Origin of the sequence: Rhodococcus antarcticus (genome assembly GCF_026153295.1) — a bacterium.
GTDB lineage: Bacteria > Actinomycetota > Actinomycetes > Mycobacteriales > Mycobacteriaceae > Rhodococcus_D > Rhodococcus_D antarcticus.
In genome coordinates this window covers 2,038,535-2,062,226 of sequence record NZ_CP110615.1, presented here as the reverse complement: position 1 = coordinate 2,062,226, position 23,692 = coordinate 2,038,535, and the positions used below count along the sequence as shown (strand labels likewise).

The 23,692-nt window shown below is 74.3% G+C and carries 19 protein-coding genes; all 19 read left to right on the top strand.

The window, feature by feature from the left end; genetic code table 11:
• Positions 1-166: 166 nt before the first annotated feature.
• The 19 genes from rsmH (at position 167) to ileS (ending at position 23,548) form a co-directional block, all read left to right on the top strand.
• A complete protein-coding gene (gene rsmH, locus RHODO2019_RS09850; RefSeq protein ID WP_265381638.1) occupies positions 167-1,201 on the top strand; it encodes a 16S rRNA (cytosine(1402)-N(4))-methyltransferase RsmH in 1,035 nt (344 codons plus the stop codon).
• Positions 1,202-1,284: 83 nt separating this feature from the next.
• Positions 1,285-1,989: a cell division protein FtsL gene (gene ftsL / locus RHODO2019_RS09845; protein ID WP_265381637.1), complete on the top strand. Its 705-nt coding sequence runs from the start codon at positions 1,285-1,287 to the stop codon at positions 1,987-1,989.
• Positions 1,989-3,887: a peptidoglycan D,D-transpeptidase FtsI family protein gene (locus RHODO2019_RS09840; protein ID WP_265381636.1), complete on the top strand. Its 1,899-nt coding sequence runs from the start codon at positions 1,989-1,991 to the stop codon at positions 3,885-3,887. Before ftsL ends, RHODO2019_RS09840 begins: the two co-directional genes overlap by 1 nt.
• A gap of 101 nt (positions 3,888-3,988) precedes the next feature.
• Positions 3,989-5,545 (top strand): UDP-N-acetylmuramoyl-L-alanyl-D-glutamate--2,6-diaminopimelate ligase, encoded by a 1,557-nt coding sequence (locus RHODO2019_RS09835; RefSeq protein ID WP_435532104.1) that lies wholly within the window; start codon positions 3,989-3,991, stop codon positions 5,543-5,545.
• Positions 5,542-7,077 carry a UDP-N-acetylmuramoyl-tripeptide--D-alanyl-D-alanine ligase gene (locus tag RHODO2019_RS09830; protein ID WP_265381635.1) on the top strand — a complete coding sequence of 512 codons (1,536 nt, stop codon included), beginning with the start codon at positions 5,542-5,544 and terminating at the stop codon, positions 7,075-7,077. The genes RHODO2019_RS09835 and RHODO2019_RS09830 overlap by 4 nt, the downstream gene beginning before the upstream one ends.
• Positions 7,074-8,153, top strand: coding sequence for a phospho-N-acetylmuramoyl-pentapeptide-transferase (mraY, locus tag RHODO2019_RS09825; protein WP_265381634.1), 1,080 nt, complete (start codon positions 7,074-7,076; stop codon positions 8,151-8,153). Before RHODO2019_RS09830 ends, mraY begins: the two co-directional genes overlap by 4 nt.
• A gap of 3 nt (positions 8,154-8,156) precedes the next feature.
• Positions 8,157-9,533 carry a UDP-N-acetylmuramoyl-L-alanine--D-glutamate ligase gene (gene murD, locus RHODO2019_RS09820; RefSeq protein WP_265381633.1) on the top strand — a complete coding sequence of 459 codons (1,377 nt, stop codon included), beginning with the start codon at positions 8,157-8,159 and terminating at the stop codon, positions 9,531-9,533.
• Positions 9,530-10,996 carry a putative lipid II flippase FtsW gene (gene ftsW / locus RHODO2019_RS09815; protein ID WP_265381632.1) on the top strand — a complete coding sequence of 489 codons (1,467 nt, stop codon included), beginning with the start codon at positions 9,530-9,532 and terminating at the stop codon, positions 10,994-10,996. The genes murD and ftsW overlap by 4 nt, the downstream gene beginning before the upstream one ends.
• A 71-nt stretch (positions 10,997-11,067) precedes the next feature.
• Positions 11,068-12,120, top strand: a complete 1,053-nt coding sequence (locus tag RHODO2019_RS09810) for a UDP-N-acetylglucosamine--N-acetylmuramyl-(pentapeptide) pyrophosphoryl-undecaprenol N-acetylglucosamine transferase (protein WP_265384714.1) — start codon at positions 11,068-11,070, stop codon at positions 12,118-12,120.
• 65 nt (positions 12,121-12,185) lie between these two features.
• Entirely contained in the window at positions 12,186-13,562 is a 1,377-nt protein-coding gene (gene murC / locus RHODO2019_RS09805; protein WP_265384713.1) for a UDP-N-acetylmuramate--L-alanine ligase, read from the top strand.
• Positions 13,559-14,380 carry a cell division protein FtsQ/DivIB gene (locus RHODO2019_RS09800; protein ID WP_265381631.1) on the top strand — a complete coding sequence of 274 codons (822 nt, stop codon included), beginning with the start codon at positions 13,559-13,561 and terminating at the stop codon, positions 14,378-14,380. The genes murC and RHODO2019_RS09800 overlap by 4 nt, the downstream gene beginning before the upstream one ends.
• A 208-nt stretch (positions 14,381-14,588) precedes the next feature.
• Positions 14,589-15,833, top strand: coding sequence for a cell division protein FtsZ (gene ftsZ, locus RHODO2019_RS09795; protein ID WP_265381630.1), 1,245 nt, complete (start codon positions 14,589-14,591; stop codon positions 15,831-15,833).
• Complete coding sequence (gene pgeF / locus RHODO2019_RS09790) at positions 15,830-16,552, top strand: peptidoglycan editing factor PgeF (RefSeq protein WP_265381629.1); 723 nt, start codon at positions 15,830-15,832, stop codon at positions 16,550-16,552. Before ftsZ ends, pgeF begins: the two co-directional genes overlap by 4 nt.
• A 65-nt stretch (positions 16,553-16,617) precedes the next feature.
• Entirely contained in the window at positions 16,618-17,358 is a 741-nt protein-coding gene (locus RHODO2019_RS09785; protein WP_265381628.1) for a YggS family pyridoxal phosphate-dependent enzyme, read from the top strand.
• Between the two features lie 76 nt (positions 17,359-17,434).
• Positions 17,435-18,076: a cell division protein SepF gene (locus tag RHODO2019_RS09780; protein ID WP_265381627.1), complete on the top strand. Its 642-nt coding sequence runs from the start codon at positions 17,435-17,437 to the stop codon at positions 18,074-18,076.
• Positions 18,077-18,151: 75 nt separating this feature from the next.
• Positions 18,152-18,448 (top strand): YggT family protein, encoded by a 297-nt coding sequence (locus RHODO2019_RS09775; RefSeq protein ID WP_265381626.1) that lies wholly within the window; start codon positions 18,152-18,154, stop codon positions 18,446-18,448.
• 62 nt (positions 18,449-18,510) lie between these two features.
• Positions 18,511-19,401: a DivIVA domain-containing protein gene (locus RHODO2019_RS09770; protein ID WP_265381625.1), complete on the top strand. Its 891-nt coding sequence runs from the start codon at positions 18,511-18,513 to the stop codon at positions 19,399-19,401.
• A 13-nt stretch (positions 19,402-19,414) separates the two neighbouring features.
• Positions 19,415-20,185: a hypothetical protein gene (locus RHODO2019_RS09765; protein WP_265381624.1), complete on the top strand. Its 771-nt coding sequence runs from the start codon at positions 19,415-19,417 to the stop codon at positions 20,183-20,185.
• Between the two features lie 231 nt (positions 20,186-20,416).
• Positions 20,417-23,548 carry an isoleucine--tRNA ligase gene (ileS, locus tag RHODO2019_RS09760; RefSeq protein WP_265381623.1) on the top strand — a complete coding sequence of 1,044 codons (3,132 nt, stop codon included), beginning with the start codon at positions 20,417-20,419 and terminating at the stop codon, positions 23,546-23,548.
• Positions 23,549-23,692 lie beyond the last annotated feature (144 nt).

Below are 23,692 nucleotides of genomic sequence, written 5' to 3'. Positions count from 1 at the left end.
CCGGCGCCGGCCGGTGTCCCGAGGCCTCCGCCCGAGCGGTGCCCTGACGCTCTTCCCCAGCGCCAGGTCCACCGCACTCGGGCGGGGACCCCGGAACACCGCCCCCGCCGGTACCGGGCACCGGCACCGCACACGCGAACGACGAGCAGGAGGGGGTACCGGGGCGGTGAGCGAGCAGACCGGCCGTCACTCCCACGTCCCCGTGCTGCTCCGCCGCGTCGGCGAGCTCCTCGGACCCGCGATCAGCACCGACGGCGCCGTCCTGGTCGACGCCACCCTCGGTCTCGCCGGTCACGCCGCCCACCTGCTCGCTGCCCACCCGGGCCTGCGCCTGGTCGGCCTCGACCGCGATCCGGACGCCCTCGAGATCGCCGGCAACCGGCTCGCCGCGTTCGCCGACCGGGTCACCCTCGTGCACACCGTCTACGACGGGATCGCCGACGCGCTGGCCGGGATCGGGCTGGCGGCCACCGGCTCGGTGCAGGGCGTGCTGTTCGACCTGGGTGTCTCGTCCATGCAGCTCGACGCCGCCGAGCGGGGCTTCGCCTACGCGAAGGACGCCCCGCTGGACATGCGGATGGACCCCACCACCGGGATCACCGCCGCGCAGGTGCTCAACAGCTACTCCCACGGCGAGCTCGCCCGGGTGCTGAGCACCTACGGCGAGGAGCGCTTCGCCGGCCGGATCGCCTCGGAGGTGCTGCGACGGCGCGAGGTGGAGCCGTTCACCACCAGCGCACGCCTGGTCGAGGTGCTCTACGCCGCCATCCCGGCCGCCACCCGCCGCACGGGAGGCCACCCCGCCAAGCGGACCTTCCAGGCGCTGCGCATCGAGGTCAACGGCGAGCTCGACGCGCTGGCCGGGGCGGTCCCGGCCGCGCTCGACGCCCTCGCCCCGGACGGTCGGGCCGTGTTCATGAGCTACCAGTCGCTGGAGGACCGGGTGGTCAAGCAGGAGGTGGTCGCCCGGACCCGCTCGCGCAGCCCGGAGGGCCTGCCGGTCGAGCTGCCCGGGCAGGGGCCCGAGATGCGGGCCCTGACCCGCGGGGCCGAGAAGGCCACCGCGGCCGAGGTCGAGGAGAACCCGCGGGCCGCCCCGGTGCGGCTGCGCGCCGTGGAGCGCATCGCCCCCCTCGATCCCGCCCACCCGTCCCGACCCCCGCAGGACCGATCCACCCGAGACCACCGGAGGTCGCAGTGACAGCACCCGTACGGGTCCGTCCCGCGGCGCCCCGGCGCGCCCCGCGGACTCCCCCCACCCGCCCGGCGACGGGGCGCACGGCCGTGGCGCGCACCACCGCCGCCCAGCGGGCCTACGAGCGCAAGACCGAGCGCACGCAGCGCTTCCTGCACCTCGTGCCCGACGGTGACCCGGGAACGGTGACCCGGCGCATCCCGTTCGTCGCCCTCGTCATCACGCTGCTCGCCGCCGGCCTCGTCACCACCCTCTGGCTCTCGACCCACTCGGCGGAGAGCTCGTACGCGATCGGCGCGGCGCAGGAGCAGAACCAGCGTCTCTCCGAGCAGGCTGAGGCGCTGCGCAGGGACGTGGCGACCGCGGACTCCCCGTCGGCGCTGGCCGTGAGTGCGGCCGCCCTCGGGATGGTGCCCAGCGGCGACGTGGCGCACCTGGTGGTGGCCGCGGACGGCACCGTCACGGTGGTGGGCACCCCGGCGCCCGCCACCGGCACCCCCGGGCCCAGCCTCATCGCCGCCGGTCCCCGCCCGAGCAGCTCCCGGCCGAGCACCACCTCCGGCGCCGTCGTCGCCCCGGCTCCCGCTGCTGCCGCCGCACCGGCCGCACCAGTGCCTCCGGCCGCACCGGCCGCACCAGTGCCTCCCGCCGCGCCAGTGGCCCCCGCCGCACCCGCCGCACCGGCCGCACCGGCCGCACCGGTAGCTCCCACCGCACCGGCCGCGGCTGCCGCCGCGGTGGCGCCCGGCATCGTCCCCGGCGCCGACCCCAGTCCCACCGCAGGAGGAGCCTGATGGCCGCCGGACGTCCCCGCCAGCCCCTTCGCACCACCACGCGTGGGCGCACGGGCACCGCGACCCCCACGCGTGGGCGCACGATCCGCCACGCGGGGCGCCGCATCGGCGGTGACGGTCGCCGCTACACCGTCGGTCGCTGGGTCATGCTCGGGGCGCTGACCCTCGCGGCGCTGCAGCTCGTCCGCGTGCAGGGCATCGACGCGACGGCGCTGGCCGCCGGCGCCGACGCCCAGCGCACCTCGACGGTGGTGCTGCCCGCCACCCGCGGGGCCATCACCGACCGCGCCGGCACGCCCATCGCCTTCACCATGGAGGCCAAGGCGCTGACCTTCCAGCCGAGGTTCGTCCGCGCGAGCATCGACAAGGCTCGGGAGACCGAGCCCAGCGCCGACACCGCCGAGGTGCGCTTCGGCCAGATCGCGGACCTGATCAAGGAGAAGGTTCCCGAGCTGTCCCGGGCGGACCTGTACACCGCCATGGCCGGGGACGCGTCCTTCGTCTACCTGGCCAAGAAGGTCAATCCCGCCACCGCGTCGGAGATCACCACCGCCTTTCCCGAGGTCGGCGCCGAGCGCCAGGCGATCCGGGAGTACCCCGGTGGCGCGCTGGCCGCGAACATGGTCGGTTCCGTCGGCGCCGACGGCAGCGGGCTGCTCGGTCTCGAGGCGTCGATGGACTCCCAGCTCGCGGGCGCCGACGGCAGCCGGGTCGTCGAGCGCGGGGAGGACGGCACCGTCATCCCCGGCAGCCAGCGTGACGAGGTGCCCGCCGTGAACGGCACCTCCGTCCAGCTCACCCTCGACTCCGAGCTGCAGTGGTACGTGCAGCAGGCGGTGCAGCGGGCCAAGGACCTCTCCGGGGCCCGCAACGCCTCCGCCGTGGTGCTGGACGTGAAGAGCGGGCAGGTCCGCGCGATGGCCAACGACGGCACCTTCGACCCCAACACCCAGCTCGGCACGGCCACCGCGCGGGCCCTGGGCAACTCCTCCGTGAGCTCGCCGTTCGAGCCGGGGTCGGTGAACAAGATCGTCGCCGCCGCGGCCGCCATCGACATGGGCCTGACCACCCCGGACGAGGTGCTCCAGGTCCCGGGCAAGATCGCCCTCGGCGGGGTGACCGTCAAGGACGCGTGGGTGCACGGGACGCTGGACCTGACCACGACGGGGGTGTTCGGCAAGTCCTCCAACGTCGGCACCCTGGAGCTGGCCCAGCGCGTCGGACCGGACGCCTACGCGCAGATGCTCGCCAAGTTCGGCCTCGGCGCGACCACCGACGTCGGCCTGCCGGGGGAGAGCGCCGGCTCGGTGCCGGTCCAGTCGCAGTGGTCGGGCTCCACGTTCGCCAACCTGCCGATCGGCCAGGGGCTGTCCATGACGCTGCTCCAGATGACGGGCATGTACCAGGCCATCGCCAACGACGGTGTCCGCATCCCACCGCGCATCGTCGCCTCCACCACGGCCCCGGACGGGACCGTGACCACCAGCCCGCAGCCGGACGGGATCCAGGTGGTCAGCGCGCAGACGGCGGTCACCGTGCGCAACATGTTCCGGGCGGTGGTCCAGGACGACAAGGGCCAGCAGCGTGGAACCGGGGTGGCGGCCGCCGTCGCCGGCTACCAGATCGCCGGCAAGACCGGCACGGCCCAGCAGGTCGACCCCGCCTGCGGCTGCTACTCCCAGTCCGCCTACAACATCACCTTCGCGGGCATGGCCCCGGCCGACGCCCCGCGCTTCGTCGTCGGGATCATGCTCGACAACCCCGTGCGCAGCTCCGACGGCAGTGCTGGACACTCCTCGGCCCCGCTGTTCCACGACATCGCCTCGTGGCTGCTGCAGCACGATGACGTGCCCCTCTCGGCGGAGCCCACGCCCAAGCTGACCCTCGTCGCCGGCTGACCCCCCACGCCCCGCGCCGTCGGGAGCGGGTCGGAGACCCCACCGTCGCGCCGGTAACCTCTGCCCACGTGCCTGCCCGCCCCGGAACCGAGAGGACGCTCGTGACCTCTCCCGACGCCCCGCTGCGGCCCGCCAGGGTGCAGCCGGTCGCCCTGGTCGAGCTGGCCACCCTCGTCGACGCCGAGCTGGCGGGCGCCGACGAGGCCCTGCTCGTCACCGGAGTCACCCTCCGCGCCCAGGACGCCCGCCCCGGCGACCTGTTCGCGGCCCTGCCCGGTGCCCGTGCCCACGGCGCGGACTTCGCGGCCGCCGCGCTGGCCGCCGGCGCCGTGGCCGTGCTCACCGACCCGGAGGGCGCCACCCGCCCCGGGCTCGACGGCGTCCCGCTGCTCGTGCACCCGGCGCCGCGCGCCGTGCTCGGCGAGCTCGCGGCCCACGTCTACGGCCGGCCGTCCCAGCGCCTGCAGGTGCTCGGGATCACCGGTACCTCCGGCAAGACCACGACCGCCTACCTCGTGGAGGCCGGTCTGCGGTCCGGCGGGCGGACCCCCGGGCTCATCGGCACCGTGGAGACGAGGGTGGACGGCCGGGCCCTGCCCAGTGCCTTCACCACGCCCGAGGCGCCGGACCTGCAGGCCCTGCTCGCCCTCATGCTCGAGCAGGGGGTGGACTCGGTGGTCATGGAGGTCTCCAGCCACGCCCTCGAGCTCGGCCGCGCCGACGGCACCCGGTTCGCCGTCGGGGCGTTCACCAACCTCTCCCACGAGCACCTCGACTTCCACCCGGGCATGGAGGCCTACTTCGCGGCCAAGGCCCGGCTGTTCGACCCGGCCTCGCCGGTGGCCACTCCCTGCGCCGTCGTCTGCACCGACGACGTGTGGGGCGTGCGGATGGCCCGGCTCGCCGGTCCGGGCACCGTGACCGTGTCCACCTCCGGTGCTGCGGCCAGCTGGACCACCGGCCCGGTGACCGTCGCCCCCAGCGGGGCCCAGGCGTTCGCGCTGCACGGCCCGGACGGCGTGACGGTCACGGCCGAGCTCCGGCTGCCCGGCGCCTACAACGTGGCCAACGCCGCGCTCGCCGTGGCCGTGCTGGCCGCAGCCGGGGTCGGACCCGGCGACGCCGTCCGCGGGATCGCCGGGGTGGACGTGCCCGGACGGATGGAGCGGGTGGACCGCGGGCAGCCCTTCGTGGCCGTCGTGGACTACGCCCACAAGCCCGCCGCGCTGCAGGCCGTCATCGACGCGCTCCGCGCCCAGGGCTCCGGCCGTCTCGCCGTGGTGGTGGGGGCGGGCGGTGACCGCGACACCACCAAGCGGTGCCTCATGGGCGACGTGGCCGCGCGCGGGGCCGACCTGCTCGTGGTCACCGACGACAACCCGCGCACCGAGGACCCCGCCACCATCCGTGCGGAGGTGCTCGGCGGTGCCCTCGCGGTGCCGGCCGACCTCCGCGGCGAGGTCCGCGAGAGCGACGACCGGGCGGCGGCCATCGCCGCGGCCGTGGCGTGGGCCAGGGCGGGCGACGTCGTCCTCGTGGCGGGCAAGGGACACGAGACCGGCCAGGAGGTCCACGGCGTGAAGCACCCGTTCGACGACAGGGCGGAGCTCGCCCGAGCGATCGGCGCGCACCCCACCACCAGCGGAGCACGCGCGTGATCGGGATGAGCCTCGCCGAGGTGGCCGCGGCGGTGGGCGGCACCCTGCACGACTGCCCGGACCCGGGCGTGGTGGTCACCGGACCCGTCGAGTTCGACTCCCGCAGGGTCGGTGCCGGCAGCCTGTTCGTGGCGCTGCCCGGGGAGCGGGTGGACGGGCACACCCACGCCGCCGCGGCCGTGGCCGCCGGAGCGGTGGGGGTCCTCGCCGCCCGGCCGGTCGGCGTGCCGGCCGTCGTGGTCAGCCCGACCGGGGGCACCGGCAGCCGGGTGATGGCCCTGGCCGGCGACACCGACGGGTCGGGCGCCGCCGTCCTCGCCGCGCTGGGCCGCCTCGCCCGGGCGAGCATCGACGCGCTGCCGGAGCTCTGCGTCATCGGCGTCACCGGCTCCTCGGGCAAGACCTCGACCAAGGACCTCCTCGCTGCGGTGCTCGCCCCCCTGGGGCCGCTGGTGGCGCCGCCGGGTTCCTTCAACAACGAGCTCGGCCACCCGTGGACCGTGCTCCGCGCCACCACCTCCACCGCGAACCTCGTGCTCGAGCTCTCCGCCCGCGGGGTGGGCCACGTGGCCGCGCTGTGCGCCGTCGCACCGCCGCGGATCGGGGTGGTGCTCAACGTCGGCACCGCGCACCTCGGTGAGTTCGGCTCCCGGGAGGCCATCGCCCGGGGCAAGGGCGAGCTGGTCGAGGCGCTGCCCCCGGCTGCGGACGGGGGCGTGGCCGTGCTCAACGCGGACGACCCCCTCGTCGTGGCCATGGCCTCGCGCACCACCGCGCGGGTGGTGCTCGTGGGGACCTCCGCCCGGGCCGACGTGCGTGCGGTGGACGTCCGGCTCGACGACGAGGCCCGGGCCCGCTTCCGCATGACCACCCCGGCCGGCGAGGTCGAGGTGGCCCTGGCCGTGCACGGCGAGCACCAGGTGGGCAACGCGCTGGCCGCGGCGGCCGTGGGGCTGGAGCGCGGCGCCACCCTGGCGCAGGTCGCCGAGTCCCTGAGCCAGGCCGCGGCGGTCTCCGAGCGCCGGATGGACGTGCGCACCCGCGCCGACGGCGTGACCGTGGTCAACGACGCCTACAACGCCAACCCCGACTCGGTGAAGGCCGCGCTCAAGGCGCTGGTGTCCATCAGCCGCACGGGCGGCCGTGGCACGGCGCGCCGGCGCTGCTGGGCGGTGCTGGGGGAGATGGGCGAGCTGGGGCCGGACGCGGTGCGCGAGCACGACGCGATCGGTCGCTACGTCGTCCGACTGGACGTGAGCCGCCTGGTGGTGGTGGGTGCGCTCGGCTCCCCGACCGAGGCCGTGCACCGCGGGGCCTACATGGAGGGCTCGTGGGGCGAGGAGACGGTGATGGTGCCCGACGTGGAGGCCGCTCTGGCCCTGCTGCGCGCGGAGGTCGAACCCGGTGACGTGGTGCTGGTGAAGGCGTCGAAGTCGGTCGGCCTGTGGCGGGTGGCCGAGGGGCTGCTCGCCGACGAGGACCCCGGTGACGACGCGGTGCTCGACACCGGCGACGGGACGGTGACCGCGTGAGGCTGATCCTCATCGCTGCGGGCGTCGCGCTGGTGGTCTCCATCCTGCTGACCCCCTACCTCATCTCGCTGTTCTCCCGGCAGGGCTTCGGCCAGGAGATCCGCCAGGAGGGCCCGGCCAGCCACCAGTCCAAGCGCGGCACGCCGACCATGGGCGGTGTCGCCATCGTGGCCGCGCTGTGGGCGGGGTACTTCGGGGCCCACGGCGTCGGGGCGTTCCTCCATGCCGACGGCCCCTCGGCCTCGGCGCTGCTGGTGCTCGGGCTCACCACCGTGCTGGCCGTCGTGGGCTTCCTGGACGACTTCATCAAGATCCGCAAGCAGCGCAACCTCGGGCTGAACAAGACCTCCAAGCTCGTGGGTCAGCTGGTGGCCGCCGTCGCGTTCGGCATCCTGGCCCTGCGCTTCCGCGACGCCGACGGCCTCACCCCGGCCACCACGCAGCTCTCCTTCGCGCGCGACATCGCCACCCTCTCCCTCGGGGGGGTCGGCTTCGTGCTCTTCTGCTACCTGCTGGTCAGCGCCTGGTCCAACGCGGTCAACCTCACCGACGGCCTCGACGGGCTCGCGGCGGGGTCCATGGCCATGGTGCTCGCCAGCTACGTGCTGGTGAGCTTCTGGCAGTACCGCAACGACTGCACCGCTGCGGCGAGCGCGGGGTGCTACCAGGTGCGCGACCCCCTGGACCTCGCGGTGCTCTCCGCGGCGGCGGTCGGCGGCTGCATCGGGTTCCTGTGGTGGAACGCGGCCCCGGCGAAGATCTTCATGGGGGACACCGGCTCGCTCGCCCTGGGCGGGATGCTCGCCGGGCTCAGCATGGTCACCCGCACCGAGCTGCTGCTCATCGTGCTCGGCGCGCTGTTCGTCATGGAGGCCGTCTCGGTGGTGGTGCAGGTGGCGGTGTTCCGGACCAGCCGACGGCGGGTGTTCCGGATGGCCCCGTTCCACCACCACTTCGAGCTCGCCGGGTGGGCGGAGACCACCGTCATCATCCGGTTCTGGCTGCTGGCGGCGGTGTCCTGCGCCCTCGGCGTGGCCCTGTTCTACAGCGAGTGGCTCGCCGCGATCGGCGACTGAGCGGTGCAGGTCAGCGAGCTCGACGGGGCGCACGTCCTCGTCGCCGGCGCCCGGGTCACCGGCACCTCCGTCGTGCGGGCCCTGACCCGTCTGGGGGCGCGCTGCACCGTCAGCGACAGCAACCCCGCCGAGCTCGAGGCCGTCGCGGTCCTCGGTGCTGCGACCGCGCTCGACCTGCGGACCCCGCCCGAGGGGGTCGACCTCGTGGTGACCGTGCCCGGGTTCCGGCCCACCGCCCCGCTGCTGGTGGCGGCCGCAGCGGCCGGGCTGCCGGTGTGGGGCGACGTCGAGCTCGCCTGGCGCTGCGACCGTGCGGAGGTGTTCGGCCCGAGTCGGCGCTGGCTCGCCGTCACCGGGACCAACGGCAAGACGACGACGACGACGATGCTCGAGGCGGTGCTGCGGGCCGACGGCCGCCGCACCGTGGCCTGCGGAAACATCGGTCTCACCGTGCTCGACGCGCTCACCGACGCCGCCGGGTTCACCGACCTGGCCGTCGAGCTCTCCTCCTTCCAGCTGCACTGGGCGCCGTCGCTGCGCCCGTCGGCCGGGGTCGTGCTCAACGTCGCGGAGGACCACCTGGACTGGCACGGCGGCCGGGAGGCCTACGCCGCCGCGAAGGCCGGGGTGCTGACGGGCGACGTGGCCGTGCTCGGGCTGGACGACCCCGGCGCATCGGCGCTGGTCCCGACCGCCGCCCGGACGGTGGGCTTCCGCCTCGGCGAACCGGCCCGGGGCGAGATGGGCTACGTCGACGGGGTCCTCACCGACCGGGCCTTCGCCGAGGACGAGCCCCTGGTGGCGGCAGCCGACGTGCTGCCCGCCGGGCCGCCCGGGCGACTCGACGCGGCCGCCGCCGCCGCGCTGGCCCGCGCGGCCGGGGTGTCCGCGGCCGCGGTCGGTGCGGGTCTGCGCGCCCACCGCCCGGGGGCGCACCGCGGTGCGGTGGTGGCCACCCGGCGTGGGGTGCGCTACGTGGACGACTCCAAGGCTACCAACCCGCACGCGGCCGCGGCCTCCCTGGCCGCGCACCCCCGGGTGGTCTGGGTGGCCGGTGGGCTGCTCAAGGGTGCGTCGGTGGAGGACCTCGTGGTCACCGCCGCGCCGGGGCTGGCGGGCGTGGTGCTCCTCGGCCGGGACCGCGGTGTGCTCGCGTCGGCCCTCGCGCGACACGCGCCGGAGGTCCCCGTCGTGGAGGTCGCGGCGGGAGACGATGCGGCCATGGTCGACGTCGTGCGTGCCGCAGCCGCGATGGCCAGCCCGGGGGACACCGTGCTCCTGGCCCCGGCCGCAGCCTCGATGGACATGTTCACCGACTACGCCCACCGCGGCCGCGCGTTCGCCGACGCCGCGCTCGCCCTGACCGAGGACGCCTCGTGACCACCACCGCGCCACGCCCGCCACGCACCCGTACCGGACCGCAGCGGGGCGGAGCCTGGCTGCGCGGCTGGCTCGCCCGGCCGCTGACGTCGTTCCACCTGGTGCTCGGGGTGTTCGCGCTGCTCACCGGGCTCGGGCTCGTGATGGTGCTCTCCGCCTCCAGCGCGCAGGCGGCCGCCGCGGGCTCGGCGTACAGCCTGTTCCAGAAGCAGCTCGTCTTCGTGCTCCTGGGCGCCGTCCTGTTCTACGTGGCCCTGCGGATGCCGATCAGGGTGGTTCGCAAGCTCGCGACACCGGCCGTCGTCGTGTCGGTCGTGCTGCTCATGGCCGTGCTCGTGCCCGGGGTGGGCGCGGACATCAACGGCACCCGCGGCTGGTTCCGCATCGGCAGCCTGTCCTTCCAGCCCGCCGAGGCGGCCAAGATCGCGCTGGCCGTCTGGGGTGCGGGAGTGCTCGCGACCCACCGCCCGCACCTGCCGCCCCTGCGTCACCTGGCGGTCCCGCTGCTGCCGGTCGCCGCGCTCGTGGCCCTGCTCATCCTGCTGCAGCCCGACCTCGGGTCGACCGTGACGCTGGCGATCATCGTGCTGGCCCTGCTGTGGTTCGGGGGGCTGCCGATGAAGCTCGTCGCGCTCGCCTCCGTGGGTGCGGCCGGTGGGGCCCTGGTGTTCGGCCTGCTCGTCGGACCGCGCAGCGCGCGCATCGAGTCCTGGCTCAACCCGGACGTGAACCTGGCCGGGTCGGGGTACCAGGCGCTGCAGGCGCGGTACTCCCTGGCCGACGGCGGCTGGCTGGGCGTGGGGCTAGGCCAGAGCCGGGCCAAGTGGAACTACCTGCCCAACGCCCACAACGACTTCATCTTCGCCATCATCGGCGAGGAGCTGGGCTTTCTCGGCGCGGGTCTGGTCCTGGTGCTGTTCGGGGTGCTGGCCTGGGTCGGGCTGCGCATCTCGGCTCGCTCGGTGGACCCGTTCCTGGTGCTGCTCTCGGCCACCACCACGGTCTGGCTGGTCGGTCAGGCGTTCCTCAACACCGGCTACGTGACGGGGCTGCTGCCCGTCACCGGGCTGCAGCTGCCGATGATCTCCTCCGGCGGCACGTCCACCGCGCTCACCATGCTGATGTTCGGCCTGCTCGCCAACGCCGCGCGGCACGAGCCGGAGGCCATCGCCGCGGTGCGTGCGGGGGACGCGGGCCGGCTCTCGCACCGGTTCCGGCTGCCCGCCCCCCAGCCGTTCGTCGAGCGTCGGCTGCGTGCCGTGCCCGGTCCGCGCCGCGCACCCCGGGCCGAGCGGACGGGCGGCGCGCGCCCCTCGACACCCCGCCCCGACCGGACCCCTGCCCCCCGCCCCGACCGGACCCCGGCACCCCGCGCCGCCCGTGCTCCTGCCCCGCGCCCCACCCGGGCCGCGCCCGCACGGCGCCCTGCGGGTGGACCCCGGGACCGGGGCACCCGACGGTGACCGCACCCGCCACCCGTCCGGTGTCGGTGGTGCTCGCCGGTGGTGGCACGGCCGGCCACGTGGAGCCCGCCATGGCCGTGGCCGACGCGTTGCGCGCCCTCGACGGGGACGTCCGCATCACCGCCCTGGGCACCTCCCGCGGGCTGGAGACCACGCTCGTGCCCGAGCGCGGCTACACCCTCGAGCTCATCCCGCCCGTGCCGCTGCCGCGCAGACCCACCACCGACCTGCTGCGGCTGCCCGGACGCGTCCGCAGCTCGGTGGGCCGCACCCGTGCGGTGCTCGACGCGGTGGGGGCGGACGTCGTCGTGGGCTTCGGCGGCTACGTCGCGCTGCCCGCCTACCTCGCCGCCCGCCGTGGTGGTGGCCGCGGTCGGGTTCCGGTGGTGGTGCACGAGGCCAACGCCCGCGCCGGGTTGGCCAACAAGGTCGGTGCGCGCACCGCCACCCGGGTGCTGGCCGCCGTGCCGGACTGCGGGTTGGACGGCGCGGAGGTCGTCGGAATGCCCGTCAACGCGTCCATCACGAGCCTGGACCGGGCCGGGCTGCGCGCCGCCGCCCGGGCGCACTTCGGGCTCGACCCGGACGGGCCGGTGCTGCTGGTCTTCGGCGGTTCTCAGGGCGCCCGCAGCCTCAACGGGGCCGTGTCGGGGGCCGCCCGGGGTCTCGCCGAGGCCGGGGTGGGCGTGCTGCACGCCCACGGGCCGCGCAACACCCTCGCCGTGCAGCAGGTGCCCGGCGCCCCCGCCTACGTGGCCGTGCCCTACCTGTCCCGGATGGACCTGGCCTACGCCGCGGCCGACGTGGTCGTCTGCCGCTCGGGCGCGATGACCGTGGCCGAGGTGTCCGCCGTCGGCCTGCCCGCGCTCTACGTCCCGCTGCCGCACGGGAACGGGGAGCAGGAGCTCAACGCCCGGCCCGTGGTGGACGCGGGCGGGGGACTGGTGGTGCCGGACGCGGAGCTCACCAGCGAGCGGGTGCTCGAGCTCGTGCTGCCGCTGGCGGCCGACCGGGCGCGGCTGGCGGCCATGGGTGCGGCCGCCGCCGGGTCCGGCCACCGCGACGCCGCGGCCACGATCGCGCGCATCGTGCTGGCCGTGGCGGCCGGCGGGGTCTCGCGGTGACGAGCACCGGGCTGGGGTCGACCGACGCCGGGTCCCCGCTGCCGGCCGAGCTCGCACGGGTGCACATGGTGGGCATCGGTGGCGCCGGGATGAGTGGCATCGCCCGGATCCTGCTCGCCCGTGGCGGACAGGTCTCCGGCTCCGACGCCAAGGAGTCCCGGGGGGTGCTGGGCCTGCGGGCACGGGGCGCCCAGGTGCGGGTGGGTCACGACTCCTCGGCGCTGGACCTGCTGCCCGGCGGCCCCACCACGGTGGTCACCACGGTCAGCGCGATCCCCGACACGAACCCCGAGCTCGTCGAGGCCCGTCGCCGCGGCGTCCCGGTCACGACCCGCCCGGCCGTGCTCGCCACGCTGATGCTGGGTTCGCGCGCGGTGCTCGTGGCCGGGACCCACGGCAAGACGTCGACCACGTCCATGCTCGTGGTGGCGCTGCAGGCTGCGGGGGTCGATCCGTCCTTCGCCATCGGTGGCGAGCTCAACGAGTCCGGCGCCAACGCCCACCAGGGGACCGCCGGGGTGTTCGTGGCCGAGGCGGACGAGAGCGACGGCTCCCTGCTGCAGTACGCGCCGGACGTCGTGGTCGTGACGAACGTCGACGCCGACCACCTCGACTTCTTCGGCAGCGTCGAGGCCTACGCGGCGGTGTTCGACCGGTTCCTCGAGCGGATCGTCCCCGGTGGGGTGCTCGTCGCCTGCGCGGACGACCCCGGTGCGGCCCGGCTCGCCGACACCGCCGAGGCCCTCGGTGTCCGGGTGCTGCGCTACGGACGCGCACCGGGATGCCAGGCGCAGCTGCTCGGCTGGGCGCCGGCGGCCGCCGGCGGGGTCAGCGAGGTGCGGCTGGCCGGGGAGGACCACCCGCGCACGCTCCGGCTCTCGGTGCCCGGTGAGCACATGGCGCTGAACTCCCTGGGCGCCCTGCTCGCGGCCGGTGAGGTCGGGGCGGACCTCGAGCGCGTGCTCGCAGGACTGGCCGCCTTCGGTGGGGTGCACCGCCGCTTCCAGCTGACCGGCCGCGCGGACGGGGTGCGGGTGTTCGACGACTACGCCCACCACCCCACCGAGGTGCGGGCGAACCTGCTCGCGGCCCGGGCGCTGGCCGACGGCGGCCGGGTGCTGGTGGTGTTCCAGCCGCACCTCTACTCGCGCACGCTCACCTTCGCCGCCGAGTTCTCCACGGCGCTCTCGCTGGCCGACGAGGTTGTGGTGCTCGACGTTTACGCCGCCAGGGAGGCCCCGGTGCCCGGCGTGTCCGGTGCGCTCGTGGCGGACGCGCTGACCGTGCCCGGGCACTTCCAGCCCTCCGTCGCCGAGGCACCGGACCAGGTGGTGGCCCTCGCGGCGCCCGGCGACGTCGTCATCACCATGGGTGCGGGCGACGTGACCATGCTCGGCCCGGAGATCCTGGACCGGCTGCGGGCCCGGGAGGGGTCCCGGTGAGCCCGTCCGGCCGGGCCCCCGGATCCACCGGGCGCGAGAGCACCCGCACCACCGCCCGCCCCCGCCGCAGCCCGGCCCGACCGTCCGGCCCGCAAGGTCCGACCCCGCGCGCGCAGGACCGGCCCAACCGTCGTCCCGCCCCCCCGGTGCGCCGGGTGCTCGGCCTGCGGGTGCGCACCCTGGTGGTGCTGGTCGCGCTGCTGGTCGTGGTGCTCGGGGCCGTCGCGTGGTTCAGCCCGCTGCTGTCCGTGCGGTCGGTGACCGTGCAGGGGGAGACGGTGGTGACCGAGCAGCAGGTGCTCGACGCGCTCGACGTGCCGGCCGGCACCCGGCTGGTCGGGCTGGACCTGGCCGCGGCCGCCGCGCGGGTGGCGGCCCTGCCGCGGGTGGCCTCGGCCACCGTGGACCGCACCCTGCCCTCCCGGGTGGCGGTGACGGTGGTGGAGCGCACGGCCGTGGCGTGGGTGGCGGCGGCCGACGGTCAGCACCTGCTGGACGCCTCCGGTGTGGACTACGCGGTCGAGGCACCGGCCCCGGGCGTGCCCCGGCTCGCCGTGGCCACCCCCGGCCCGGGGGACCCGTCCACCCGGGCCGCCCTTGGGGTGCTCACGTCGCTGCCCGACCCCGTCCGCGCGCTCGTCGCCACCGTCGGCGCGACCAGCGCGTCCGCCGTCCAGCTCACCCTCACCGACGGGCGCACGGTGGTCTGGGGAGGTGTGGACGGCGCCGCCCGCAAGGCCGAGGTCCTCACCGCGGTCCTGACGCAGCCCGGCAGCACCTACGACGTCTCCAGCCCGGACCTGCCGACCGTCCGCTGACCTGCTCGCCCGGAACTCCGGCGTGGCGCGGCGCGCCTGCTGGCAAAGCGTGCACCCCCTGCTTACCGTCCCCCCATCGCAGGTTGACATAACTGTGAACCTGTGGTTGAGGTTGAGAGTTCTCGATCGCGGAGCCCGACCCCCGACGCACCCCTGCACCCCAGCCCCCTGCACCCGATGGAAGGCGAAAGCCAGTGAGGTCCACACCATGACGCCCCCGCACAACTACCTCGCTGTGATCAAGGTCGTCGGCATCGGCGGTGGCGGGGTCAACGCCGTGAACCGCATGATCGACGTCGGCCTCAAGGGCGTCGAGTTCATCGCCATCAACACCGACGCCCAGGCGCTGCTCATGAGCGACGCGGACGTCAAGCTCGACGTCGGCCGCGAGCTCACCCGTGGGCTCGGTGCCGGCGCCGACCCCGAGGTCGGCCGCCGAGCCGCCGAGGACCACAAGGACGAGATCGAGGAGGTCCTCAAGGGGGCCGACATGGTCTTCGTGACCGCCGGCGAGGGCGGTGGCACCGGCACCGGTGGCGCACCCGTCGTCGCGAGCATCGCCCGCAAGCTCGGCGCCCTCACCATCGGTGTCGTCACCCGGCCCTTCTCCTTCGAGGGCAAGCGCCGCGGCGGGCAGGCCGAGGACGGCATCGGCGGGCTGCGCGAGTCCTGCGACACGCTCATCGTCATCCCGAACGACCGGCTGCTGCAGATGGGCGAGGCCAGCCAGAGCCTCATGGACGCCTTCCGCTCCGCCGACGAGGTCCTGCTCAACGGCGTGCAGGGCATCACGGACCTCATCACCACCCCCGGCCTCATCAACGTCGACTTCGCGGACGTCAAGAGCGTGATGTCCGGCGCGGGCAGCGCACTGATGGGCATCGGCTCCGCCCGGGGCGAGGGGCGCGCGGTGCAGGCCGCGCAGGCCGCCATCAACTCCCCGCTGCTGGAGGCGTCCATGGAGGGTGCCCGCGGGGTCCTGCTGTCCATCGCGGGCGGGTCCGACCTCGGCCTGTTCGAGATCAACGAGGCGGCCACCCTGGTCCAGGAGGAGGCCCACGAGGACGCCAACATCATCTTCGGGACGGTCATCGACGACTCGCTCGGCGACGAGGTCCGCGTGACCGTGATCGCCGCCGGCTTCGACGGGCAGTCGCTGCCGCGCAAGAACCTCGAGCCGGGGTCGGGGCGGACCGCCGTGACGCCCGGCCAGGCCGGTCAGATCGGCCAGTCCCAGGGCCTGCCACCCACCCGGCCCTCGGCGTTCGAGCCGCCGCCCAGCCAGCAGCCCGGCGCGACGGGGTCCACCGGTCAGGGCGCGGCGCAGAACGGTCCCGGGGGTCTGCCGCCGCGGAGCGGGGCTCGTGCGGGCTCGTTCGGCTCGGGCCGCACCGTGCCGGTGGAGGACGACGGCGACGACGAGGTCGACGTGCCGCCCTTCATGCGCAGGTGAGCTCCCCGCGCTTCCGGGTCCGACGGGTGGTCACCACCCGGGAGGGCGGGGTGTCCGCGCCGCCGTACGACTCGTTCAACCTGGGTGAGCACGTGGGCGACGACCCCGTGGCCGTGGCCGCGAACCGCGCCCGGCTGGCCGACGAGCTCGGGCTCGGCCGCGACCGGCTGGTGTGGATGGAGCAGGTGCACAGCCGGACGGTGGCCACCGTGGACGGGCCGCTGCCCGAACCGGTCGAGGTCACCGACGGCCTGGTCACCGCGACCCCGGGGCTCGCCCTCGTCGCGATGGCCGCGGACTGCGTGCCCGTGCTGCTCGGTGACGAGCACGCCGGGGTCGTCGCAGCCGTGCACGCCGGACGGGTCGGGGCGCGGCTGGGGATCGTCCGGGCCGCCCTGGACTCCATGGTGGCGGCCGGGGCGGCGGTCGAGCGGATCTCGGTGCTGCTCGGGCCCGCCGTGTGCGGGAAGTGCTACGAGGTGCCGCCGTCCATGCAGGCCGACGTCGAGCGGCACGCCCCGGGCAGCGCGAGCCGGACCCGCTCCGGCACGACGGGGCTGGACATCCGCGCGGGGCTGCGCCGGCAGCTGCTCGAGGCGGGCGTGGCCGGGGTGGCCCAGGACCCGCGCTGCACCCTGGAGTCGCGCGAGCTGTTCAGCCACCGGCGCGGCGCCCCCACCGGCCGCCTCGCCGGGATCGTCTGGGCGGAGCCGCTGTGACCCCGACGGCAGAGCCGCTGTGACCCCGACGGCAGAGCCGCTGTGACCCCGACGGCAGAGCCGCTGTGACCCCGACGGCCGCGACACCCGCACGGGCCGAGGAGATCGCCGCGAACCTGGCGGACGTCCGGGCACGGCTGGCGCGGGCCTGCGACGCCGCCGGTCGGCCGGTGCACGACGTGCGGCTGCTGGCCGTCACCAAGACCTTCCCTGCGGCCGATGCCGCCGTCCTGCTCGATCTCGGCTGCACCGACCTGGCCGAGGCCCGGGAGCAGGAGGCGACGGCGAAGGTGGCCGAGGTCGCCGCCCTGCGACCCGACGCCGCGCCGCGGTGGACGGTGCTCGGTCGGCTGCAGCGGAACAAGGCCCGGTCGGTCGCGCGATGGGCGCACGAGGTGCAGTCGGTGGACAGCCTGCGGCTGCTCGACGCCCTCGACCGGGCCGTCGGCAGCGCACTGCAGGCGGGGGAGCGCACCGACCCGCTGGACGTGCTGCTGCAGGTGAGCCTGGACTCCGACCCGGACCGGGGCGGGTGCCCCGTCGAGGACCTCGCCGCCCTGGTCGACCGGGCGGCCGGAGCCCCGAACGTCCGGCTCCGGGGACTCATGGCCGTGGCTCCGCTGGGGGCCGACCCGGACGCGTCGTTCGCCCGGCTGGCCGTGCTGGGGGAGCGGACCCGTGCGGCCCACCCCGGCGCCGACGAGCTCTCCGCCGGCATGTCCGGCGACCTCGAGCGCGCCGTCGAGCACGGGTCGACCTGCGTGCGTGTCGGTACCGCCCTGCTGGGTGCACGGCCGTTAGCGTGAGCGAGATAGACACGGTCGCCCGGGGAGCTCCTCCGTCGCACCACCCCGCCCGTCACCCCTGTGAGGAAGGTCTGCGATGAGCTCTCTGCACAAGCTCAAGGCGTACTTCGGCATGGTCCCCGTGGACCAGTACGACACCGACTACGCCGACGGCTACGACGGCGGCTACGAGGACTACCCCGCCGAGGCCGAGCGGCCGGTCCGCTACCGCGCCGCCCGCGCGGCAGCCCCGGAGCACGAGGACCGCGAGCCCGCCTACGCCGGCGCCGCCCCCGAGGCCCGAGCCCCGCGCCTGGAACCGCTCACCACGCGCACCCCGGTGCGCCGCAGCACGTCGTCGTCGCAGCCCGTGACCCGCGGGGCGCTGGCCGTCGACGAGCGACCCGAGCTGCGCGAGCCCCAGCGGCGGTCGAACCCGTTCGCGGAGGACGGCCACCCGCTGGCCAAGATCACCACGCTGCACCCGCGCACCTACAACGAGGCACGGACCATTGGCGAGCGCTACCGCGAGGGCAACCCGGTGATCATGAACCTCACCGAGATGAGCGACTCCGACGCCAAGCGGCTCGTCGACTTCGCCGCGGGTCTCGCCTTCGCCATGCGGGGTGCCATCGACAAGGTGACCAACAAGGTGTTCCTGCTCTCCCCGTCCGACGTCGACGTCTCCGCGGAGGACAAGCGCCGCATCGTGGAGAACGGCTTCTACAACCAGTCGTGACGCCGACGAGCACTCCCGACGGGGTAGCTCGGCGGGGTGCGGCCGGGCACCGTCGGGATAGGGCACAGTGGTGACGTGTACATCTTCCTGAACGTCGCCTACCTCGTGCTGTTCGTCTTCTGGCTCCTGCTCATCTCCAGGATCGTCACGGAGACGGTCCGCTCGTTCGCGCGGGACTGGCGTCCGAGCGGCGCCGTGGCCGTCGGCCTCGAGGCCGTGTTCACGGTGACCGACCCGCCCGTCCGGGGTCTTCGCAAGATCATTCCCAGCGTCCCCATCGGTGGGGCGCGGCTCGACGTCTCGATTATGGTTCTCCTGCTCGTGGTGTACATACTGATGTTCTCTGTGCAGAGGGCCGTCCTCGTCTCCTGATGGCACGCTCTGCGACACATGCTCGTCTGGAACTCTCGAGGATTGCGTGAGGTGATCGTCCGATGCCGCTGACTCCCGCTGACGTGCACAACGTCGCGTTCAGCAAGCCCCCGATCGGCAAGCGTGGCTACAACGAGGACGAGGTGGACGCCTTCCTGGACCTCGTGGAGGGTGAGCTCGCGCGGCTGGTCGAGGAGAACAACGACCTGCACCAGCGGGTGCAGGAGCTCGACGCCCAGATCTCCGACGCCCGTTCCTCCGCCTCGTCCGGTGGTGCGCCCGCCCCGGCCCCGGTGGCCGCTCCGGTGCTCGAGAAGGCACCGGAGCCCGCTCCGGTGGCAGCTCCGGTCCCGGTCGAGGCACCCGCCGCAGCCGTTGCCACGGCGCCGGACCACAACGTCCGGGCGGCCAAGGTCCTGGCACTGGCCCAGGAGATGGCCGACCGGCTCACCGGTGAGGCCAGGGAGGAGTCGGACACGCTGACCTCCACGGCCAAGGCGTCGTCGGAGAAGATGGTGGCCGATGCCACCGCGAAGTCCGAGCAGATGCTCACCGACGCCCGGACCAAGTCCGAGGCCATGACGGCGGACGCCCGGACCAAGTCCGAGGCCATGACGTCAGAGGCCCGCGCGAAGGCTGATGCTGCGCTCACCGACGCGCGCACCCGGGCCGAGACCGTGACCCGGCAGGCCAAGGAGAAGGCCGATGCGCTCCAGGCCGACTCCGAGCGCAAGCACACCGAGCTCATGGGGTCGATCAACACCCAGCGCACCCAGCTCGAGAAGAAGATCGATGAGCTCCGGACCTTCGAGCGCGAGTACCGCACGCGCCTGAAGACATACCTGGAGTCTCAGCTGCAGGAGCTCAGCCAGCGCGGTTCCGCCTCGCCGGCGGACGCCTCGCGGACCCCGAGTGCCACCGGGTTCGCCGGCCGCGCCGAGCAGGGCAGCTGAGGGCGGCACGTCCGTGTTGATCCTGGCCCTCGGCGGCGTCCTCGTCGGATTCGTGTTCCTGGTGGTCTCGCTGGTCACCGAGAACTCGTCCTGGGCGTGGGGTTGCATCGTCGCCTGCGTCTTCGCCGGTGGGGTGCTTGTCGTCGACGCCCGTCGTCGCAGACAGGGTGGGCGGGCTCCCGTCTCCACGGTCGCCACCGCGAGCGACGGTGGCGCGGACGGTCCGGAGGGCTCGGCGCCCACGGAGGTCATCCCGGTCGTCCGGGTCCTCGACGAGGCGCCGACGACGGTCCTGACGAAAGCCGCCGCACCGGTGGCCGTCGCGGAGCCGGTCGCGGAGCCCGTGGTCGTGGACGCCGCGCCGCTGGTGACCGCAGAGATCGACCCCGTCGCCGAGATCGACCCCGTGGCCGAGCCGCAGGACACGGCGGAGCCCCTGGACACGGCGGAGCCCCTGGACACGGCGGAGCCCCTGGACACGGCGGAGCCCCTGGACACGGCGGAGCCCCTGGACACGGCGGAGCCCCTGGACACGGCGGAGCCCCTGGACACGGCGGAGCCCGACGAGGAGGACGCGGATGCCGCGGACGCCCTGGCCGTGGCCAGCTCGGAGCGCGACGTCCTCGTGGTCGACGAGCACCCCCGGTTCCACGTCGACGGGTGCACCTGGCTGGCCGGGCGCACGACGATGAGCCTGCCCGCCCGCGAGGCGGTGGACCTCGGGTTCAGCCCGTGCTCGCGCTGCACGCCGTCGCGGATGCTGGCCTCGCTCACCCGCGCGTGAGAGACCGCTAGACTCGCCCGCAGATCCACCAGCGTCGATCCGGCCATCACCGGGGAGCTTCCGGAAGAACAGGGTGCGTGCACCCCCAGTAGAACCGGACGGTCAGGCCCGTCACCGCCGCACGACCAGAGAGGCCGGACCCCGTCCGGCAAGCGGGGTGGTACCGCGGAGCAGGTGCAGGTGCACCGGCCTCGTCCCCGTGCCGCAGCAGGCACGGAGGAGACGCACGCGATGTCCGACACCCCTGGCTACCCCCTCGTCGATCTCACGGACGGCACGGGCGGCACACCCTCCTTCCCCGCGCTGGAGGAGACCGTCCTCGCGGCCTGGGCGGCCGACGGCACCTTCCAGGCCAGCATCGACCGCCGGGACGGCGCGCCGGAGTACGTCTTCTACGACGGGCCCCCCTTCGCCAACGGGCTGCCGCACTACGGCCACCTGCTCACCGGCTACGTCAAGGACGTCGTCCCGCGCTTCCGCACGATGCTCGGGGACAAGGTCGAGCGGCGCTTCGGCTGGGACTGCCACGGCCTGCCCGCCGAGGTCGAGGCGGAGAAGCAGCTGGGCATCAAGCACAAGCACGAGATCGAGGAGATGGGCGTCGCCGAGTTCAACGCGGCCTGCCGGGAGTCCGTGCTGCGCTACACCGACGAGTGGCGCACCTACGTCACGCGGCAGGCCCGGTGGGTGGACTTCGACCACGACTACAAGACCCTGGACCTCGACTACATGGAGTCGGTCATGTGGGCGTTCAAGACGCTGTGGGACAAGGGCCTGGTCTACGAGGGCTTCCGGGTGCTGCCGTACTGCTGGCAGGACGAGACGCCGTTGAGCAACCACGAGACCCGCATGGACGACACGTACCGCTCCCGGCAGGACCCGGCGGTCACGGTGACCATGCCGCTGGTGGCGCCCGGGTCGCCGCTGGACGGGGCGAGCGCGCTGATCTGGACGACCACGCCGTGGACCCTGCCGTCCAACCTGGCCATGGCCGTGCACCCCGGGATCGACTACGTGCAGGTGCTCGTCGACGGTGTCCGGTACGTGCTGGCCGACGCCCGGCTCGGTCACTACGCCCGCGAGCTCGGCGAGGACCCGGAGGTGCTCAGCCACCACACCGGCGCGGAGCTCATCGGTCTGTCCTACGTCCCGCCCTACGACTTCTTCCTCGGCGCGGAGAACGCCCACCGGGTGCTGTCCGCGGACTACGTGACGACGACCGATGGCACCGGGATCGTGCACATCGCCCCGGCATTCGGCGAGGAGGACAAGGTCGTCACCGACGCCGCCGGGATCGTGCCCGTGGTGCCCGTGGACGCGGGCGGGAAGTTCACCACGGAGGTCCCGCCGTACGCGGGGGTGCAGGTCTTCGACGCCAACCCGCTCATCATCGGCGACCTCAAGGAGGCCGGGCGGCTGTTCCGGCGGGAGACCTACGACCACCCGTACCCGCACTGCTGGCGCTGCGGGAACCCGCTGATCTACAAGGCCGTGTCCAGCTGGTTCGTGGCGGTGACCCAGTTCCGCGACCGCATGGTCGAGCTCAACCAGGAGATCACCTGGGTGCCCGAGCACGTCAAGGACGGCCAGTTCGGGAAGTGGCTCGAAGGGGCGCGGGACTGGTCCATCAGCCGCAACCGCTACTGGGGCAGCCCCATCCCGGTGTGGACCTCCGACGACCCCGCCTACCCCCGGGTGGACGTCTACGGCTCGCTCGACGAGCTGGAGGCGGACTTCGGCGTGCGACCGACCGACCTGCACCGCCCGTTCGTCGACGAGCTGACCCGCACGAACCCCGACGACCCGACGGGACGCTCCACCATGCGGCGGGTGCCCGAGGTGCTGGACTGCTGGTTCGAGTCCGGGTCCATGCCCTACGCCCAGGTGCACTACCCGATGGAGAACCGCGAGTGGTTCGAGAGCCACTACCCGGGGGACTTCATCGTCGAGTACAACGGCCAGACCCGTGGCTGGTTCTACACGCTGCACGTGCTGGCCACGGCGCTGTTCGACCGGCCGAGCTTCCGGACCGTGGTGGCCCACGGCATCGTGCTGGGTGACGACGGCACGAAGATGAGCAAGTCGCTGCGCAACTACCCGGACGTCAACGAGGTGTTCGACCGCGACGGCTCCGACGCCATGCGCTGGTTCCTGATGTCCTCACCGATCCTGCGCGGGGGCAACCTCGTCGTCACCGAGCAGGGCATCCGCGAGGGGGTGCGCCAGGCGCTGCTGCCGATCTGGAACGCGTGGAGCTTCCTGCAGCTGTACGCCGACACCCCGGGCACGTGGCGCACGAGCTCGGAGAACGTGCTGGACCGCTACGTGCTGGCGAAGCTGGCCACCTGCCGGGACGTGATGACCGAGGCGCTGGGCCGCAACGACGTCGCCGGGGCGTGCGACGAGCTGCGGACCTTCGCCGACGCCCTCACCAACTGGTACGTCCGGCGCTCGCGGACGCGGTTCTGGGCCGGTGAGCGCGACGCGGTGGACACCCTGCACACCGTGCTCGAGGTGGTGTGCCGCCTGGCCGCTCCGCTGCTGCCCCTGACGACCGAGGTGGTGTGGCGAGGCCTCACCGGCGGTCGGTCGGTGCACCTCACGGACTGGCCGAGCGCCGAGGAGCTGCCCTCCGACCTCGATCTGGTCGCCGCCATGGACGAGGTGCGCGGGGTGTGCTCGACCGTGCTGGGCCTGCGCAAGGCCCGGGGGCTGCGGGTGCGGCTGCCGCTGGCCGCGGTGACGGTGGCCGCCGCCGACGCCGAGCGGCTGCGGCCGTTCGAGCAGCTGATCGCGGACGAGGTGAACGTGAAGGCGGTGCGGCTGAGCACCGACGTGGACGCTTACGGCCGGTTCGAGCTGGCCGTGAACGCGCGCGCTCTGGGGCCCCGGCTCGGCAAGCAGGTGCAGGCCGTCATCACGGCCGTCAAGGCGGGGGAGTGGTCCCCGGGCCCGGACGGCACCGTGCTGGCCGCCGGTGAGGTGCTCACCGAGGGCGAGTTCACCCAGCGCCTGGTGGCCGTGGAGCCGGAGTCCACGGCCGCCGTGCCCGGCGGAGACGGACTGGTGGTGCTGGACCTGGCGGTCACCGAGGAGCTGGAGGCCGAGGGCTGGGCCAAGGACCGGGTGCGCGAGCTGCAGGAGGCCCGCCGCAGCGCAGGTCTGGCCGTCAGCGACCGCGTCAGGCTGCTGCTCGCGGTGCCCGCGGGGCGGCGGGAGTGGGCGGAGCGGCACCGCGAGCTGGTCGCCCGCGAGGTGCTGGCCGTCGAGCTGACCCTGGTGGACCACGCCGGCGACGGTGCCGTGGAGCTCGGTGACGGGGTGTGGGCCACCCTCGACCGCGCGGGCTCCACTGGTCGGTGAACGGTCGTGCGCCACGGGAGTGGATCTTCGCAGGTCATGATCGGTTTACCCGCTAGTTGTTGCGATCTTTGAGCAACAAGGCGAAATGCGAGGAAACGCTTTGCGGTCACCTCACCGTGACGTACGGTCAGCCCGTTCCTCAGG